General features: G+C 48.1%; 14 protein-coding genes. 9 read left to right on the top strand and 5 right to left on the bottom strand.

The window, feature by feature from the left end; all coding sequences use genetic code 11:
- Positions 1–487: 487 nt before the first annotated feature.
- Positions 488–667, bottom strand: coding sequence for a DUF2798 domain-containing protein (locus R2083_RS06720; protein WP_317538983.1), 180 nt, complete (start codon positions 665–667; stop codon positions 488–490).
- A gap of 124 nt (positions 668–791) precedes the next feature.
- The gene (locus R2083_RS06715; RefSeq protein WP_317537949.1) at positions 792–1,388 is read right to left on the bottom strand and encodes a nucleoside deaminase; all 597 of its coding nucleotides are present in this window, start codon (positions 1,386–1,388) and stop codon (positions 792–794) included.
- Positions 1,389–1,638: 250 nt separating this feature from the next.
- Between R2083_RS06715 and R2083_RS06710 the strand changes: the two genes are divergently transcribed.
- From R2083_RS06710 to R2083_RS06700, 3 genes are all read left to right on the top strand, one after another.
- On the top strand, positions 1,639–3,507 hold the full coding sequence (locus tag R2083_RS06710) for a hypothetical protein (protein WP_317530798.1): 1,869 nt from the start codon (positions 1,639–1,641) through the stop codon (positions 3,505–3,507).
- Between the two features lie 35 nt (positions 3,508–3,542).
- Positions 3,543–5,264, top strand: coding sequence for a YbaL family putative K(+) efflux transporter (ybaL, locus tag R2083_RS06705; protein ID WP_317530799.1), 1,722 nt, complete (start codon positions 3,543–3,545; stop codon positions 5,262–5,264).
- Between the two features lie 66 nt (positions 5,265–5,330).
- A complete protein-coding gene (locus R2083_RS06700; protein WP_317530800.1) occupies positions 5,331–5,633 on the top strand; it encodes a hypothetical protein in 303 nt (100 codons plus the stop codon).
- Here the strand turns inward: R2083_RS06700 and R2083_RS06695 are convergent.
- Positions 5,630–6,034: a hypothetical protein gene (locus tag R2083_RS06695; protein ID WP_317530801.1), complete on the bottom strand. Its 405-nt coding sequence runs from the start codon at positions 6,032–6,034 to the stop codon at positions 5,630–5,632. The genes R2083_RS06700 and R2083_RS06695 overlap by 4 nt on opposite strands.
- 183 nt (positions 6,035–6,217) lie before the next feature.
- On the opposite strand from R2083_RS06695, the gene R2083_RS06690 reads away from it, so the two are divergent.
- The 4 genes from R2083_RS06690 (at position 6,218) to R2083_RS06675 (ending at position 10,859) form a co-directional block, all read left to right on the top strand.
- Entirely contained in the window at positions 6,218–8,032 is a 1,815-nt protein-coding gene (locus R2083_RS06690) for an ABC transporter ATP-binding protein/permease (protein ID WP_317537948.1), read from the top strand.
- A 233-nt stretch (positions 8,033–8,265) separates the two neighbouring features.
- Entirely contained in the window at positions 8,266–9,126 is an 861-nt protein-coding gene (gene motA / locus R2083_RS06685; RefSeq protein WP_317530803.1) for a flagellar motor stator protein MotA, read from the top strand.
- A gap of 41 nt (positions 9,127–9,167) precedes the next feature.
- Positions 9,168–10,079 (top strand): flagellar motor protein MotB, encoded by a 912-nt coding sequence (gene motB / locus R2083_RS06680; protein ID WP_317530804.1) that lies wholly within the window; start codon positions 9,168–9,170, stop codon positions 10,077–10,079.
- 18 nt (positions 10,080–10,097) lie between these two features.
- Positions 10,098–10,859, top strand: coding sequence for a class I SAM-dependent methyltransferase (locus R2083_RS06675; protein WP_317537947.1), 762 nt, complete (start codon positions 10,098–10,100; stop codon positions 10,857–10,859).
- 157 nt (positions 10,860–11,016) lie between these two features.
- Here the strand turns inward: R2083_RS06675 and cysS are convergent, their stop codons facing one another.
- On the bottom strand, positions 11,017–12,399 hold the full coding sequence (gene cysS, locus R2083_RS06670; protein ID WP_317530806.1) for a cysteine--tRNA ligase: 1,383 nt from the start codon (positions 12,397–12,399) through the stop codon (positions 11,017–11,019).
- 142 nt (positions 12,400–12,541) lie between these two features.
- Here cysS and R2083_RS06665 point away from each other — a divergent pair, with 142 nt between their 5' ends.
- Together R2083_RS06665 and R2083_RS06660 are read left to right on the top strand one after the other, a co-directional pair.
- Complete coding sequence (locus R2083_RS06665; protein WP_317530807.1) at positions 12,542–13,132, top strand: peptidylprolyl isomerase; 591 nt, start codon at positions 12,542–12,544, stop codon at positions 13,130–13,132.
- 28 nt (positions 13,133–13,160) lie between these two features.
- On the top strand, positions 13,161–13,652 hold the full coding sequence (locus tag R2083_RS06660) for a peptidylprolyl isomerase (protein ID WP_317537946.1): 492 nt from the start codon (positions 13,161–13,163) through the stop codon (positions 13,650–13,652).
- Between the two features lie 40 nt (positions 13,653–13,692).
- On the opposite strand, the gene R2083_RS06655 is transcribed toward R2083_RS06660, so the two are convergent.
- Positions 13,693–14,868: an O-succinylhomoserine sulfhydrylase gene (locus R2083_RS06655; protein WP_317537945.1), complete on the bottom strand. Its 1,176-nt coding sequence runs from the start codon at positions 14,866–14,868 to the stop codon at positions 13,693–13,695.
- Between the last annotated feature and the right edge of the window lie 84 nt (positions 14,869–14,952).

Below are 14,952 nucleotides of genomic sequence, written 5' to 3'. Positions count from 1 at the left end.
CTTCAAAATATTTGCGGAAATACTTGGCGGCATGATTAAAACAGGTATTTAGATTAACTAATTGCTGATGTATAGCTTCTAACCACATCAAAATAAAGTAAAAGTGAAAATAAAAAAGCCGGTGTTCTCAACTTTATAGAACACCGGCAAAATATAAGGAGTAAAACTAATGAATACGACTGACAGACTTTACTTTCGATTAAAGAAAGGAGTATGACACACAAAGATGAGTATGACACACAAAGATACTTCTTATTACACTTTAATAGGTTGCGCTCTAATTTTAATGTACTTTCAGAAGATTTTACTTGGTATTTGAACCCAGTATAAATTTATGACCGCAATAATCCCAAGCAAATGAGCAAAGGACGCGCATCGTACCAAACGAGTACAACAATGACTATTGGTGAATCTATTGTTTTTAAATAAGGGAAATCATTAGATTTTGATGCGGCAAAACACGATTGCATTAATCATAGTACGATGATCAATGCAGCATGGACTCCACTACACGCCGATACACCGGTGAAAGCAGCAACAAAAGCGCAAAGCCGATTGGAAAAGCAATACCCCATGAATACAGCCATTCTTCGACAAAAGCCCCGGAAAAACCAAGATTCACTGCAGTGACAGTGGCCGAAACACAGCCAGTCATTGTCGCCGACATAATGAAACAATACAGGCAATGTGCTAGAAATTTTTGTTTCATGTCAGTTTTATCTATATCGAATGTTCGGAATTACGCTTTGCTGCAAAGTCTGGTCTGTAAAATCACGTAAAAATATCATAATTTAACCGCAATGGTTCTGCCCGGCGCATAAATGACTGTTATAAATTTCCCCGCGATAGCTTTGTAACACTTTAATTGCCTCAGGACGCATCACCTCCCGCGTCACGTGAATGCCGTTTTTCCGCAACTCTGCTTCCCAGTTCAACGAGCGTGGTCCTTCATTAAAACCGATCGCTTGCGCATCCTCGGAATGCGCACCGCAGACAAGTGCAGCAACACCGCTCCATAACAATACGCCCAAACATTGGCAACACGGCTCCACACTAGTTACCAGTTCAAACGAACCGTGACTAGCCAGCTCGTAACTACCCAGCAATTGTTCCGCTAAAGCCAGCGCCATAACTTCCGCATGCAGCAATGAAGACTTTCCCGGCACAACCCAATTGACACCGGGCGCAATAAGCTCATGCGTGCGCTGATCAAAAATAGCGGCAGCAAACGGCCCTCCGCCATGCTGCACATTGGTGCGCGCCAGATCGATAACCAGCGCCATTCGCTGGTTTATTTCAGGAAAAGTCCGCGGGATAGCGGTAGCCCAAGTATTGAGCCAATCCGGTATCGGCAGTTCGATAGTGGTCCAGTGTTTCACAACGCGCATTCAATAAAAATGCCTAGACTAGCAGATACAATTTGTTAGTCCAGAGTTCGGTCAAAATTTAACTGGTTTTGAATTAAAATAAGAAACTTTTCAACGCAACGAATCACAACTTGACAGTCCCTGACCGGATAAAGTCTACTATCAACCAGCTTTTAAATTTATTAATCCGCCCTGCTGCAAAGCATTTACCCCCAGTTGTCAATCATGAAGGAATCACGTGGTGTTCTCTGCACTTAAAAGCTTTAGTTTTGTGAGGTTTATCGTTTATCTGGCTTTTGCCGCAAGCTGGCTGGCATTTGCGTATTTCTTGGGCCGGTTGATTCCGGACCGGCAGTTGTGGTTCGCTTTATTAGTGACCCTGTTATTTGGTTTGCCGATTTACGTTGCGGCAATTTATGCGGTGACGATTGAAAGAATTTATTTGTCCAGTCAATTCAAAAAACTGGGCATGCTGCACTGGTTCTTTACCCGGCGGATTCTGTCGTATATCGGGTGGTTGTTGTGGTCGGTTGTTTTCGCTTTTTTACTGTTGTTTTATCTCGGTTCCGCTGAAAAACAGGAATGGGTTGTATTCTTTGCCGCTATTCCGGTTTTTGCCGTCATTTATGCGGTTTTCTATCCCATCGCGGCACGTGAATACAAACCCTACATTGCTGTGCATAAATCGCTGGCTTGGTCGCGCTGGGCGACCGCATTAACCATGGCGGTATTTTTTGTCTTATTTGTCGATCAAAGTGATGCGAACCGTCAGTATGCATCGTTAACGGAAGCCATTGCGCAAGAAAGCCTACGGCTGGATGGCACCACAAACAGCATCTTGATTCTTGAGACCAACCGGCTGCTGGGTTTCATCGAAGGCCTGAAGCGTTACGCGCTGGGCAGTCTGCATTCACTGAACGACCTGCTTTATCTCGGTGCCGTTTTCTTCGGTAGCTTGCTGTTTTTTTATAATGTGGCGTTGGGGATTTCCAGTTTCATGGTGCCCCTATCGGAATACCGCCGTGTATTTGCACCACTGCAAGATAGTGATGAACCGCCTGCCGTTTCACCGTGGGCGTGGGCAATCACCTCAGCGTTTGCCACTTTTTTTGTTTTCTTTATTTATGTGCCATCGACGGTCTATGTCGATGCCTGGTTGCGCTCGAACCCCGAGACTATCGAAGAAATCCACGCTTCACGGCAGGTTGTCGTGCAAAAAGTGGAAATGATCGGTGATGAATACTATAAACCTGGAACCGCCGCTCAGATTGAACAAGCCTATCTCGATAGCCTCAGCAAGATGGAAGCATCGCTGGGAAAACTGCGCGAAACCACCGGCACCGGTTTTCAGCAAATGACCGACAACGTCGATGCCTATCTCGACTGGTATTACAGCCTGCCGGGCGAATATGAGCGAATTGTGGCATTGGCAACCGGAGTGCTGGAAAATTGGATGGCTGAGAAACTGCAAAACTATCTCATGAAAGGCAATGTATTCGGTCCGGTACAACTTTCCATCGAAGAAGTGTTGCAGAGTAATCAGCAGTTACGCAACGAACACATGCAGAAAGTGGAACAGATTCTGGCCGAGAATCGCGTTGAGCTTCTCGATAATTCCCAGCTTGAAGTCGTACGGCACGCTTCCTTAAGTGCACTCAAGGAACCGCCGGCGCATAGCGTAATCGTCAATCTGGAAAACCGCATGCTGATTTCCGGCGGCATCGGCACCGCCGGTGCGATTACCGGCGCCATTGCCGGTAAAATCACCGCTAAAGTGGCCGGAAAAGGCATTATCAAGCTCGGTGCGCAAGCCTTGATCAAAGTAACTGCCGGTAAAGCGGTCAGTGCTTTGGGCGGTGCCGCGGCCGGTGCTGCAACGGGAGCTGCATTGGGATCGTTCATTCCCGGCATCGGCACAGCCATCGGCGCGGCTATCGGTGGTATCATTGGTGGCATCACCATTGGTTTAACTGTTGAAAAACTCCTTCTGATGCTGGAAGAAGCATTTTCACGCGAAGAATTTAAACTTCAAATCCTGCAAGCGATCGAAGAAGAACGCATCGAATTTGAAAAATTCTTGAACACACCGGCGTTGTCGGATAAAACTCCCGGCGACACCGTTACAATTGAAACACCCTGAAGTTCAAGCCAATAAACCATAACCTTGGGATTTGAATGGAACATAACGTTGCCCTGATCACGACGATTGCAGCCGGCTTTGGCTTGGCTTTGATTTTTGGTTTCATTGCCGAAAAGCTTAAAACGCCCGCACTGGTTGGTTACCTCCTGGCTGGGATTGCCATCAGCCCGACCACACCGGGATTTGTCGCGGATGTCGAGATTGCTTCGCAATTGTCGGAAATCGGTGTCATGTTATTGATGTTTGGCGTCGGATTACATTTCTCGCTGGATGACTTACTGTCGGTCAAGCGCATCGCAGTACCCGGCGCAATCGTGCAAATGGCCGTTGCAACCGGTCTGGGCATGGCTTTGGCGTCCTGGTGGGATTGGAGTCTGGGCGCCGGATTGGTGTTGGGTTTGTCGCTATCATGTGCCAGCACGGTCGTGCTGCTCAAAGCACTCGAATCGCGCGGTCTTTTGGAAACAATGAACGGCCGTATTGCCGTCGGCTGGCTGATCGTTGAAGATCTGGTTACCGTTATGATTCTGGTATTGTTGCCGTCGTTTGCGACTATGCTGGGCGGCACGAATGAAAGCGGAAGCCCAGCCGATCCGCTATGGCGCACCATCGGCATCACATTATTGCTGGTTTCCGCTTTTATCGCATTGATGCTAATCGTGGGCCGCCGCTTCCTGCCTTGGCTACTGTGGCAAGTTGCCCGCACCGGTTCGCGCGAAATGTTCACCCTGGCCGTCGTCGCAGTCGCCATTTGTATCGCCTACGGCGCCGCAGCGCTATTTAATGTGTCGTTTGCACTGGGCGCTTTCTTTGCCGGTATGGTCATGCGCGAATCCAAGTTCAGTCAGCGTGCCGCCGAAGAATCCCTGCCGTTGCGCGATGCGTTTGCCGTGCTGTTTTTTGTCTCCGTCGGCATGCTGTTTGATCCGGCTGTGCTGATCGAAGAACCGATGCGGGTTTTAGCGGTAGTCGCCATTATTATCGTCGGCAAATCGATGGCAGCCATGCTGTTAGTTCTTACTTTGCGTTATCCGCTCAATACTTCGCTGACCGTTGCCGCCAGCCTGGGGCAAATTGGTGAATTCTCCTTTATTCTCGCCGGATTGGGCTTATCGCTTGGATTGATGCCAGCGGAAGGAATGAGCTTGGTGTTGGCTGGAGCGTTAATTTCCATCGCGTTCAACCCGATTGCATTTGCCGCGGTTACGCCGTTCAGAAACTTGATATTGAAGCATTCCACTGTGGCACGAAAATACGAAAATCGCGACGATCCCTACGCGGAACTGCCGATGAGTACGGAACGTAAGTTTCTTAAGGGTCAGGTGGTGTTGGTGGGTTACGGGCATGTCGGTCAAAGTATCGCCCTGGCGTTGAACGAAAAAAATATTCCCTACATTGTTGCGGAGCAAAATCGCGAGCTGGTGCAAGATTTGCGTAAAAAAGGCACTACCGCGGTATCCGGCGATGCCACGGAACCTTCCGTGCTGATCCAAGCGCATATCAAGGATGCTGCTATGCTGGTCATTGCCACGGCGGATCCGCTGAATGTGCGGCAAATGATCGATACCGCGCGCACATTGAATCCGGATATCGAGATTGTGTTACGCAGCCGCAGCGAAGACGAGACCGCATTGCTGCGTAAAGATCAGATCGGTACGGTATTTTTTGCCGAGGAAGAGCTTGCCAACAGCATGTCGTATCATATCCTGAACCGATTCAACAAAAAATCGGAACCGGCGCCGGAATCGGTGTCGTAGCATCAGGTTCGATTGTTAAGTTTTAAACAGCTTTCCGTGAATTGAAATTTTTATGAGATTATTGCAATGACAAATCAGCGATATGCCGGTATCAATCAAGATGAAAATGAAGGACTCACACATTTAGGCCGCATCGTGCGTGACGCTTGGGTGTTCGGAATTCTGCCGGAAACGGAAACCTGTGTGGGCTGGAGCGGTTCACAGATGCAGACTTTGTACGAAAAAGTTCATGCTGCATGGGAACCTTATGCACATTTACCCAGCCGCTTGCCGGATGAATTACGTGAGCGTCACATGCGGCTGTATTCCGAGGCGATAACAAGCGCCAAGGCGAAAGGCTGGGATGCCGAGTTGAAAGAAGACGATTAACTTTTCGCCGGGAAATGAATAATCCGCGCTGGGCCTTCAAGCGCGGTTTTATTGACCAGCATCTGCAACGCCGCGGGAAATTCACTTTGTAAGCGCTTCATCACAGCCGCCATGTTATCGCGGTAATACACGGCATCGTACGCAACCGGCTGATCCAATGCATCGCGCGCCTGCCGGTTAAAATCGCGCCATGCGATATCGACCCAGCATTTACGTTCGCCATCGATGAACACAAATTCTTCATGGTCGACGATTGCCATGTACTGCATGCTGCGGATGGGAACGAACAAATGCCGTGTCGGACAACGCGACAATAGGGTAATCGCCAGGTTGTAAGTGCTTGCCGACAAGTGACGCGCTTCCCGGCTGACTTCAAGATCTCGGTAACAAGTAATTTCCATAATGAATGCGGCACAACATATTAAAATTTCATCGGAATGGCGCTTTGTTCATACTCAATACAACAACGGAAAAGCAGAGTAACCGTACTTATGTTACCTTAATGCCGTAGCGCAAAGAAACCCAATTTACACAACACTTTTATTTTCAGTTACTTCCACACTCTACATCGTTGATTGCTTCCAATGCGCCCCACCCGTCTTGAGAAACCTGCCGCCACGCGCAATAACCTGAAAACCATCGCCGCACTGTTACCCTATTTGTGGGAATTCAAAGTGCGGGTGATCCTGGCGCTCAGCCTGCTGGTACTGGCCAAACTGGCCAATGTCTCGGTACCGTTGGTTCTGAAGGAAATCGTCGATGCTCTGGACCAGCCACGCGCGGAACTGGTATTACCGGTTTTTTTACTGATCGGTTATGGCGTTTTGCGTTTGTGCAGCACTTTATTCGGCGAATTGCGTGACGCCATCTTTGCCAAAGTGACGCAACGGGCGATCCGGCGGGTTGCGAACAAGGTATTCAGCCATTTGCATTCACTGTCGTTGCGATTTCATCTGGAACGTCAGACCGGTGGTGTTTCGCGCGATATAGAACGCGGCACGCGCGGCATTTCCTTTTTGCTGAATTTCATGCTGTTTAATATCCTGCCGACGCTGCTGGAGATTGGTTTGGTGCTGGCCATCCTGATCAAGCAATACGATATCCGGTTTTCCATCATCATTTTCCTGACGCTGCTGTCTTATATCACACTGACTTTGATCGTCACCGAATGGCGCATGATTTTCCGCCGTACCATGAACAATATGGATTCCAAAGCCAATACTCAAGCAATCGACAGTTTGTTGAATTACGAAACAGTGAAATATTTCGGCAATGAAGCCTGGGAAGCGCGGCGCTACGACGAGCATTTGCAATCGTGGGAAAAGGCTGCCGTGCGCAACCAGACTTCACTGGCAACATTGAATGCCGGACAAAGCGCAATCATCGCAATCGGCGTCACCTTGCTGATGCTGCTGGCGGCTGATCAAGTCATCGACGGCGTCATGACATTGGGCGATTTGGTGCTGATCAATGCCTTTATGCTGCAACTGTACATGCCACTGCATTTTCTCGGTTTTGTTTACCGCGAAATCAAGCACTCACTGGCCGACATGGAACGCATGTTCACGTTATTGGACGAGAATAAGGAAATTCAGGACAAACCGGATGCTCAAACACTCGATGCCGGTCATGCAACCATCCGCTTTCATCATGTCGATTTCAGCTATGAAAATAACCGTCAGATACTGTTCGATGTCAGTTTCGATATCCCCGCCGGGCAAAACATTGCCGTCGTCGGTCACAGCGGTTCCGGTAAATCGACGCTGGCACGCTTGCTGTTCCGTTTTTATGACGTGCAATCGGGGTGCATTCAAATCAATGATCAGGATATTCGCGCGGTGACTCAGCAAAGCCTGCGCGCCGCGATGGGTATCGTGCCGCAGGATACCGTGCTGTTCAACGATAGTATTTATTACAACATCGCATACGGACGGCCGGAAGCCACGCAGGAGGAAGTATTTGCTGCCGCTCGCGCTGCTCATATCCATGATTTCATTGAAAGCCTGCCGGAAAAATATGCCACGATTGTGGGCGAGCGCGGTTTGAAGCTATCCGGCGGGGAAAAACAACGCGTCGCCATCGCCCGCACCATCCTGAAGAATCCGGTTATTTTGATTTTTGACGAAGCAACATCGGCGCTGGATTCCAATTCGGAGAAACGCATTCAGGCGGAACTGAAACGCATCGCCCAAAACCGCACCACACTGACCATTGCGCACCGGTTGTCGACGATTGCCGATGCCGATCAGATTCTGGTCATGGATCATGGCCGCATCATCGAACGCGGCACGCATCAACAATTGCTGGCAAGCGGCGGCACATATGCGCAGATGTGGGAATTACAACAGCAGGAGGAAATCGATCAATACCAGCACGAAAACACTATTTCCGCACCATAATCAATCGTTATTCATGCAAAAGTTATCTTTTTCATGAAGAAATCACAGCATCTTCTTGAACAACCTTACCTGTTGTTTCTGTAAAAGAAATCCGCAAGCAATAAAAAAACCCGGAAATACCGGGAAAAAACCGACTTTATCTCCAAGAATGAATTCCAAGGTGATGTGTTAACTTCTCACTCCAGAATTTGCCATCAAAAAATTGCGTAATTACATTCGAGGGAGTCATCGCAATGCTTGTATCCGTTGGTTATCTCATCATCATTATTTCTGTTTTTGGCGGCTTTGCACTGGCAGGCGGGCATCTCGCTTCGCTGTGGCAGCCGGTCGAATTGCTCATGATTGGCGGCGGCGCAGTAGGCGCTTTTGTCGTCGGCAACTCGAATAAAGCGCTCAAAGCCACATTGAAAGCGTTACCGACTGTTTTCAAAGGTTCCAAATATACCAAAGCGCTGTACATGGATTTGATGACACTGCTGTACGAAGTACTGGGAAAAATCCGCAAAGAAGGACTGATGTCGATTGAAGGCGATGTCGACGATCCCTCCAGCAGCCCTATTTTCACCAAATACCCGGACATACTGGCCGATCATCATATCACCGAATTTATCACCGATTATTTGCGCTTAATGGTCGGCGGGAACCTCAATTCGCTCGAAATCGAAAGTCTGATGGACAGTGAACTGGAAACACACCATCAGGAAGGCGAAGTGCCGATTCATGTGGTCGCCAAACTCGGCGATGGATTACCGGCTTTCGGTATTGTCGCTGCGGTGATGGGGGTGGTGCATACGATGGAATCCGTTCATCTTCCACCTTCCGAATTGGGTATTTTGATTGCCGCGGCGCTGGTCGGTACCTTCCTGGGAATTTTATTGGCGTATGGATTCGTCAGTCCGCTGTCGAGCAAACTCGAACATAATCTTCATGAGTCCAGCAAGATGTTTGAGTGCATCAAAATCACGTTATTGGCCAATTTGAACGGCTATTCACCGGTTCTGGCCATTGAGTTTGGCCGCAAAGTGCTATTCACGACTGAAAGACCGTCTTTCCTGGAACTGGAAGAGCATGTCAAACAAAGTAAATCAAAATAACCGCTCCGGAATGATGTTCCATTTGAATTGCGAGAATAATTATGGCTGATGATCTTTCACAACGCCCGATAGTCATCAAGCGAATCAAGAAAGTTGCCGGTGGTCATCACGGCGGCGCTTGGAAAATTGCTTACGCTGACTTTGTCACAGCCATGATGGCATTCTTCTTACTCATGTGGCTGCTGGGATCATCCACCAAGAGTCAATTGGAAGGCATCTCGGAGTATTTCAAAACACCGCTCAAAGTCGCCATGACGGGCGGATCGTCCATTGGCGAAACCAGTAGCATATTGAAAGGTGGCGGCACCGATCTGACCCGGCAGCACGGCGAAGTGAAAAAGGGTGAAATTAAAGACGACATCCAAGCCAAGAAAATTATGAGGGAGCGCATTGAGCGCATTAAATTGGAAGGCTTGAAGAAAAAAATTGAAGAAGCGGTTGAAAACAATCCTACATTGAAAAAATTCGCCAATCAGCTTTTGCTGGATATCACGTCCGATGGCTTAAGAATTCAGATTGTCGATGAACAAAATCGCCCTATGTTTGCACTGGGAAAAGCCGATTTGCAGCCGTATACCAAAACCATTTTGCGCGAGATTGGCAAAATGCTCAATGATGTCGAGAATAAAGTCAGTCTCTCCGGCCATACCGACGGCAAACCTTTCCCTACCGGGGACAAAGGTTACAGTAACTGGGAATTATCGGCGGATCGCGCGAATGCTTCGCGCCGCGAGCTGATTATTGGCGGCATGGATACCAACAAGGTTTTGCAAGTGATCGGTTTGTCATCTGCGGTATTGTTTGACAAGGAAGACCCTGTCAATCCGATCAACCGCCGCATCAGCATCGTCGTCATGAACGAAAAAGCCGAGAAAGCCGTGACGGTGGATGGGCAGACCATCGATGTTGATATGCAGGCTGAGCCGAGTAAAGAAATATTGCAGAATCCATAATTAACTCAATAATTTATCATGTTAAAACGAATCCACCCCGGCATTGCCGCACTGCTTATTCAGATTGTGACCATTCTGACGGTTTATTTGATTATCTTGTCACAAGCTTTTCCCAGTTTGAGTATATTTGAGTGGAGTTTGGCACAAGGGTCATTGGCGGGATTACTCAGTTATTTCATCCGCATGCCGGTATGGTGGGCTGCTATTCATTTGGGTTTCATACCGCTGGTTGTTGTTGCACTGACATGGAATATTTCTTCAACATGGTTCCTGGTATTTTTTATCGGCCTATGGCTGGTCTATGGAAAAACCTATAAAACCCAAGTACCGCTGTATCTTTCCAGTCAACGTGCCAATCAAGCGTTGGAATCACTACTGCCAGGCAAAGAGCGATTTTCTTTTGTCGATCTGGGCAGCGGATGTGGCGGTCTGTTGAATAATCTAGCCAGAACACATCAGAACGGTCAGTTTCACGGAATTGAATCAGCTCCCTTACCTTTCCTGATCAGTAAATTAAGAAGCTTTCTGGGTGTTCCAAACTGCACAATCGTGTGGGGAGATTTCTGGCAACAGGATTTTTCGCAATACGATGTCGTTTACGCTTATCTGTCACCGGTGCCGATGGCAGCGTTATGGGAAAAGGCCGGTAAGGAAATGCGTCCGGGAAGTCTGTTGATTAGCAACACATTTACCATTCCCGGTGTGACAGCGGATAAAAGCATCAAACTCGATGATTTTTCCAATTCCACGCTTTATCTGTGGAAAATTCAGCGTCCGTGAGATAGGTTCACTAAGGAAGCGCTGATTAATTCAACGAACGTGATGAAGGGCGAGGCGCACGGAACGCAACAACCGAGACATATCAATCTGATAGGCGAGGGAGTGAGTACCGCGCAACGAAGCAATTCGCTCGTGCAGTCAATTAATCAGCGCTTCCCTAAGTGCGGCGCCAAGTCGTTCCTTCCGCGCCGTCTTCGAGGATGATGCCCTGTTGTTGCAGATTTTTACGAATAGCGTCGGCATCGGAGTACCGGCCTTCTTTACGTGCGCTGATGCGTTGTTGAATCAGCAGCTCGATGTCATCCGGGGTCAAAGCATCCGATGGGCCGGTAGCGATTGTATTCTGCAAATACTCTTGCGGATTCTGCTGCAAAAGACCGAGTAAACCACCCAGTGTTTTCAGTAGTCCGGCATTCTCTTTTGAGCCCGATTTATTGATATCGCTCGCCAGATCAAACAAAACAGCAATTGCATCCGGCGTATTGAAATCATCATTCATGGCCATTTGGAATCGCTGCGCATAGGCATTATTCCAATCAAGCACTATCGCATTGACCGGACCGACGTCTTTGAGCGCAATATACAATCGATCCAACGCAAGCTTGGTGTCTCTGAGGTGTTGATCGGAATAATTCAATGGGCTGCGATAGTGCGCGCGCAGAATAAAAAAGCGCACCACTTCCGGTTGGTAAAATTTTAGAATCTCGCGCACGGTGAAGAAATTGCCCAGCGACTTCGACATTTTTTCGTTGTCGACGCGGACAAACCCATTATGCATCCAGTAATTGACAAAAGGATGATCATGCGCACCTTCGCTTTGTGCGATTTCATTTTCATGATGCGGGAACTGCAAATCCTGTCCGCCGCCATGAATATCAAAATGAATGCCTAATAACTGTTCGCTCATTGCCGAGCATTCGATGTGCCAGCCCGGACGTCCCCTGCCCCAAGGAGATTCCCAGAACGGCTCGCCCGGCTTAGCCGATTTCCACAACACAAAATCCAGCGGGTCTTTTTTACTTGAATCAATCTCGACGCGCTCCCCTGCGCGCAGGTCGTTCAGGGATTTACCGGAAAGTTTTCCGTAACTGGGAAAATCATGCACGGAATAATACACATCGCCATTTTTCGCATGATAAGCCAACCGTTTTTCCACCAGCGTGCTGATCATTGCAATCATATGCTCAACAAAGTCCGTCGCTCGCGGCTCGTGGCTCGGCGGCAAAACACCCAGCGCGGCCGAATCCTCATTCATCGCTTGAATGAAACGTTGTGTCAGTGTTTCGATCGATTCATTGTTTTCCTGTGCACGCTTGATAATTTTGTCATCAATATCAGTTACATTCCTTACATAACTGACTGCAAAATCATTGGCCTTGAACCAGCGGATAACCGTATCGAAAACCACCAAAACTCGCGCATGTCCCAAATGACAATAATCATAAACCGTCATACCGCACACATAAATTTTTACTTTTCCAGGTGTTATTGGAACAAAATCTTGTTTTTCCCGGGCGATTGAGTTATAAATTTTGAGCATAAGGTCAACAGATAAAATTGTAGAGTTAGCCATCTTCTTGATAGAATCTGGCCGTTCCAGCGCTTTTTGAAATAGCCTGCGAGTATAACATAACGTAGGCGCAAAGCCCTTACCCGCTACTTGCCACTTAGGATACTTAACTATGCATCGCTATCAAATTCTGATTTTTTTATTGTTAATTGCGCTGTGCTTACCTGTTCATGCGACAGAGACCCGGGTTGAAATGAAAACCAATTTAGGCAGTATCGTTCTCGAGCTTTACCCGGACAAAGCACCGAAAACCGTTGAGAATTTCCTGCAATATGTTGACGATGGATTTTACAAAAATACCGTATTTCACCGCGTGATTGCTGGTTTCATGATTCAAGGCGGAGGATTCGATACCGCATTGAAACAAAAACCGGCACGATCGCCGATCCAAAATGAGGCTGGTAACGGTTTAAAAAATGAACCCGGAACCATTGCGATGGCGCGGACTTCGGACCCGCACTCGGCATCCGCGCAATTTTTCATTAATGTCGCCAATAATGCATTCCTGAATTACAAAGCGCCGACTCAGAATGGCTACGGATATGCGGTATTCGGCAAGGTGGTTTCCGGCATGGAAGTTGTCAACAAGATCGCATCGCTACCGACCGGATCGGGTGGCCCTTTTGGCGGTGATGTCCCGAAAAGCAGTGTCATTATTGAAGATGTGATAAAACTGCCCGCGCTCGAGAAAAATACGCAATAACAAATTCATCACTTTACATAGGATAAATATGGTCAGATTACAAACCAATTATGGTGTTATTACGCTTGAACTGGATAGCGAGAAAGCGCCGGAAACCGTACAGAATTTCTTAAATTACGTGACCAGCGGATTTTACGACAATACATTGTTTCATCGTGTTATTGACGACTTTATGATTCAAGGGGGTGGGCTTGAACCTGGAATGAAGCAAAAAAAGACTCAATCGCCTATTCAGAACGAAGCTGCCAACGGACTTAAAAACGATGCGTATACCATCGCGATGGCTCGTACGGCCGATGTTCATTCCGCAACGGCGCAATTCTTCATCAATGTCACTAATAACGGCTTTTTGAATTACAAATCTTCAACGCCGCAGGGTTTCGGTTATTGCGTGTTCGGTAAAGTGGTCGAAGGTCAGGATGTAGTGGATAAAATCAAGAAGGTCAAAACGGGTGATCACGCAGGCCACCAGAATGTTCCACTTGAAAATGTCATCATCGAAAAAGCCGAAGTGATTTAATCGCAATCCGGCAGCCGTTCATCACGATGTCATCGTGCCATTATGTCAGTCCGCGGTGCAAATCAGCTTGCAGATCCTGCACCGCTTCCAGTCCCACTGCAATACGCAATAATCCATCGGTGATACCGGCAGCATCCCGTGCTTCTTGACTGATACGCGCATGGGTTGTTGTGGCCGGATGGGTCAGCGTGCTTTTCGCATCGCCCAGATTGGCGGTAATTGATATCAAACACGTCGAATCGATGACACGCCAAGCAGCTTCCTTGCCGCCTTTTACTTCAAACGTCACAATCCCGCCGCCGGATTTTTGCTGACGTTGTGCTAAGGCATACTGCGGATGCGAGGCTAAGCCGGGATAAAAAACACGCGTCACATTCGGTTGTGCCTCAAGCCATTGCGCTATTTGCAACGCATTTGCCGAGTGCGCTTCTATGCGTAACTTGAGCGTTTCCAGACCCTTCAGTATCACCCAGGCATTGAAGGCACTCAGTGTCGGCCCGGCAGTGCGCAAGAATCCATAGATTCCGCCATCCATCAGCAATTCGCGCTTACCGAGCACAGCACCGCCCAATACTCTACCCTGCCCGTCCAAATATTTGGTCGCGGAATGAATCACGATGTCAGCGCCTAACTCAAGCGGCTTCTGCAAAATAGGAGTACAAAAACAATTATCGACCACCAGCCAAACGCCTGCTTTCTTGGCGATTTTACTCAGTTCCGCGATATCGGAGATTTCCGTTAATGGATTGGACGGTGTTTCCAGAAAAAACAGCTTGGTATTGGGTTGTATCGCAGCTTGCCATGATTGCGCATCGGTCGCCGATACGAAAGTTGTGTCGATATTGAAGCGTTTCAATATGTTATTGAATAAATTGACTGTCGCGCCAAATAAACTGCGCGATGCGACGATATGGTCGCCCGCCGACAATAACCCCATCGTGCAGGCCAATATTGCCGACATACCGGAAGAAGTTGCGATGCAGGCTTCGGCCCCTTCCAATGCGGCCAGCCGTTCTTCAAACGCAGTGACGGTGGGATTGGTAAACCTGGAATAGATGTTACCCGGCTCGTTACCGGAGAATCGCGCGGCCGCTTGAGCGGCGCTCTCAAAAACGAAACTGGAAGTCAGATACATGGCTTCGGAGTGTTCGTTGAATTGACTGCGATGAACTCCGGTGTGGAGTGCCAGCGTTTCAGGCTGTAAATGATCGGACATAAGATGAACCTTGAGCGAAAACGATATTGATAGAAATCAGGAAAAGTTTATTATGCATAGAAAAATGAGCGGCAAATAGCAAGA

This window comes from Nitrosomonas sp. Is35 (genome assembly GCF_033063295.1).
Lineage (GTDB): Bacteria > Pseudomonadota > Gammaproteobacteria > Burkholderiales > Nitrosomonadaceae > Nitrosomonas.
Note: the sequence above shows the minus strand (reverse complement) of the source record. Positions and strands in the feature narration are given on the sequence as shown.